Here is a 3,061-nt window from a genome sequence, read left to right as displayed (position 1 = left end):
ATAATCATTACAAAGTAATTAGGTCACAAAAGCAAAGAACAAAATCTGAAAAATCGTCACTATGGCCATGTCAGGCCAAATCTTCAACAGCAGACCGATAAACAGGGTGTGGCCGAGGGGATGCCAGGTATTGTAAGGCACCACCCCGGCAATCTGGCTGACCTGATTAAAGGTATCATAGGACATATTCCCCGGATTAAGCGCCGCCATATACAGGCTGAAAACCAAGACCTGAAAAACAAACAGAATCAACACATGGCCTAAAAGATTCCTCACATCCGGATGAGCAAGAGGCTGAATCGCGTCCATCTTCAGTTTCTTCAGCGCACTCAGGCTGAGCAAGACATAAATCCCGACAAAAACGGTCATCACACCGAAAACAGGCAGATGGGCGCCTGTCAGCCATAAGCCGTCCGCCGTATACAAAAGCGGCTTGGCGAAAAAGAGAAAGGTCACAATGATTGAGAACAGTGCCCACAGCATGACCCTGCCAATCAAAAGCCTCCGACCAGACCCGGAGAGCATAGCCAGCAGCAGAGAAATCAGGGCAACGGCCAGAAAACACACCGCATATCCCCAGCCCCGTTCCACTCCCATAGCACGCATATTAAAATAATAAGACAGGTCCGCCAAAAAAAGCGAAAACGTCAGCCAAAAGATATAGACTATCCAATTGGCTCCTAAATACCGCATATATGCTCTTCATCATCTTTCCGGTCTTCCTGCTGATCAGCCAAGGCCTTCTTCAGCAAGGCCACTTCTTGTACCAGCCGGATCACTCGTTGGGTATTCCGCGAACTAATCAGAGAGATCAGGAAAATAAACATCAGCATCATAAGAATGACAATAAAAAAAATCGCGTTAACCGGCGTTGCCACCCCGAGCAGCTGTGCAACCCAGTTGATGAAACCGGGGAAAACCGCCAGGAGCATGACGCCCATCAAAGAAATCAGCCACGGCAGCGCATATTTTAAAGTTATCTTATCTTTTCTGATCATATCCACAAAATAAAGCAAAATCGCGGCACAAATGAGCAGAATCAGTATGCGTAATCTTATACTCATGATGTAAACTCCTATTTCCCAATATCCCTAGGCCTACATTTTGAAACGGTCGATCAGTATGGAGAGACTGACCTTGACCATATAATAGACTGAGCCGGGTATATTGATAGACGACTGCCCTTCATGACGCTGGCGCATTTCCACAGGGAACTCATCCACCCGGTAACCCTTGCGCAGGCAGGCCGAAAGCGTCTCCGGTTCCGGATAATCATTGGGGTAATACTGGCAAAAATCATCGATAACCTTACGATTGACCATCCGCAGACCCGAAGTCACATCCCTGATCTCCTTTTTGTTCAGGACCTTGATCAGCCAGGACAGGAACTTAATGCCGCCTCTGCGCAGGGCTGAAGACTGAAAACCCTGACCGTGGAGAAAGCGAGAACCAATGATCATATCACTGTTTTGTTTCATCATCGCCTCAAACATCGGATTCAGATAAGAGGCATCATGCTGGCCGTCGCCGTCAAACTGCACCGCGATGTCATAATCATGCTTCTGTGCGTAAAGGTAGCCGGCCTGTACACAACCCCCAATGCCCAAATTGACCGGCAAATCAATGTGATTGTAGCCCTGACGGCGGCATAGAGAGCGGATCCCGTCTCTGGAACAATCATTGACAATCACATAATCAAATTCAGGGGCATGCCGGCAAATATCGGCCACTACGAAATCTATATTTTTTTCTTCATTATAAGCTGGAATAATAATCAATTTTTTCATAATCTCTCAGCGATACCGCTTATTAGCGGTATCTCCCCACTTCATCGGACTGTGATTTAAATATGAATCTAAAAATAATTATTTTAACAGCCGCCTAAATCCAATTTTTGTTTAATAGCCATCACCTAATTATCTTTGACGAAAACAATCTTGCCATTTTCAATTCGCACTAACAGCACATTTTCAGCAGTTTTATAAAGCACTTCACCTGCACCGTTTATAACCATCATTTTATAGGGCGACTGACTGTCTTTATCGAAAATTGCCGCCAGATAGCCGTTTTGAATCTCAAGCTTATTGAGTTGGCCTCCAGGATTGATTGAATATTCGCTGCCGATTCTGAAAAGCTGACTGTCCTCCGCCAGTGAATAATATACTTTTCCCTGCAAGACCTCATAAAGACCCACCGCTTTGTCAATCAGCAACTCCGCTTTTCCGCCGCTTAAAGGAACTTGGTAAAGAAATTGATTCTGGCCGGTAAAGTATATCATCTCATCAATGATTTTAAAGCTCGCTGCCTCCTCCGGACACAATCTCACAGTTTCATTTGTATTGATATTGACTCTGTAAATACCGGTGGTGGCAGCGGAATGATCGTTGTCATAATAGCCCTCATAACCCAGCACATATATTTCATCGCCGATTAAATACAAGTCATCATTGGTTTTCGTCGACCGGGTTGTGCCATTGTCTGAAATAAACAGGCCAAAGGAATAATCCGGGTCGCCTACCTTTATATACTCGGTTTCATTGTTCTTTTTTATCTGCAGGTTGTTGGTAGAAGGCGGAAACCTGTGGTCAACCCGGAGGGTATATTCATCGTATATCTTCAGGGATGAGTAGCCGCTGTCAATTTCCTGAGCCGTCCCGTCCTCCTTCAACCAGATAAGGTGGTCGGCGCCCATAGTAACACCGCCGGTATGATATTTTAGAACGGCTCGACCGTTGTCGGTTTGCAGCGATGACAAAGCAAAACCATGACCCAATCCACTTGGCGGCAGCTGATATACAAACCGGCCGGCAGAAGGATTGGATACTGGAGCCTGATAGATCTTGCCGCCCACCCCCTCATAATAAAAATAGTCCCCGGCCATCGTAAATGAGCCTTTGCCTCCCAGCTCGCGGCTTACAATGGGAAGTGTCAACTGGGCGGCAGCAGAGCCGCCGGCAGATGAATTTATAACTAAGCCGTTGTGGTGGTCAAAGGAATAATTCCAGCCAAATTCGTCAACGGCAAATCTCCAGGTGAGAGGAAAATAGATGACATTTCTAAA

The 3,061-nt window shown here is 46.0% G+C and carries 4 protein-coding genes; all 4 read right to left on the bottom strand.

From position 1 onward, the window contains the following. Positions 1 to 18: 18 nt before the first annotated feature. Complete coding sequence (locus tag B3W37_RS14650) at positions 19 to 606, bottom strand: hypothetical protein (RefSeq protein WP_483176243.1); 588 nt, start codon at positions 604 to 606, stop codon at positions 19 to 21. A gap of 74 nt (positions 607 to 680) precedes the next feature. Continuing rightward, positions 681 to 1,064, bottom strand: coding sequence for a DUF2304 domain-containing protein (locus tag B3W37_RS14645; protein ID WP_481042813.1), 384 nt, complete (start codon positions 1,062 to 1,064; stop codon positions 681 to 683). A gap of 33 nt (positions 1,065 to 1,097) precedes the next feature. After that, complete coding sequence (locus tag B3W37_RS14640; RefSeq protein ID WP_483170381.1) at positions 1,098 to 1,787, bottom strand: glycosyltransferase family 2 protein; 690 nt, start codon at positions 1,785 to 1,787, stop codon at positions 1,098 to 1,100. A 125-nt stretch (positions 1,788 to 1,912) separates the two neighbouring features. After that, positions 1,913 to 3,061 (bottom strand): DUF5050 domain-containing protein (locus B3W37_RS14635; RefSeq protein WP_483176242.1); only part of this gene is annotated, 1,149 nt, incomplete at its 5' end.

The organism is Syntrophomonas sp. UBA5494 (assembly GCF_002426325.1).
The sequence above is the reverse complement of the archived record's forward strand: the minus strand, read 5'-3'. Positions and strand labels throughout refer to the sequence as shown.